The organism is Agromyces mediolanus (assembly GCF_023715325.1).
In the GTDB taxonomy this organism is placed as follows: Bacteria; Actinomycetota; Actinomycetes; order Actinomycetales; family Microbacteriaceae; genus Agromyces; species Agromyces mediolanus_A.
The window spans coordinates 1-411 of sequence record NZ_JAMBNX010000069.1 but is presented as its reverse complement, the minus strand read 5'-3'; the positions used below and the strand labels follow the sequence as shown (position 1 = coordinate 411).

Sequence of the window (411 nt, the reverse complement as noted above, 5' to 3'; positions counted from 1 at the left end):
ATATCGCCGCGCAACTGAAGGCGCGCGTATGGCCGCTGCTCGCCGACGGCCGCATCAAGCCGGTGATCTATCGCGTACTGCCCGCCGCGGACGCCGCGCAGGCGCATGCGCTGATGGAAAGCAGCGAGCATACCGGCAAGATCGTGCTCGATTGGGGGTCGAACGCCTGACGCCCCGTGCGGCGGGCTTGACATGCGCGGTTTGACCGGTTCAAGCCCCGCGCAGTAAAATCGCGGGTTTGCTTCGCCAGATCCAACCTGACGGCCGGGTTCCGGCACGTTAATGACAAGATAGTGACGAGACGGACACGATGTCGAAACAACGAACAAAGCGAGTGATCGGCAACTGGAAGATGCACGGCCGGCTGGCCGGCAACCAGGCGCTGCTGAACGAAGTGGTGCAGGGTGCGGG

General features: G+C 63.7%; 1 protein-coding gene. It reads left to right on the top strand.

The features are described 5' to 3' along the window. Positions 1 to 2: 2 nt before the first annotated feature. Positions 3 to 170 carry a zinc-binding dehydrogenase gene (locus M3147_RS19850; protein ID WP_368859841.1) on the top strand — a complete coding sequence of 56 codons (168 nt, stop codon included), beginning with the start codon at positions 3 to 5 and terminating at the stop codon, positions 168 to 170. Positions 171 to 411 lie beyond the last annotated feature (241 nt).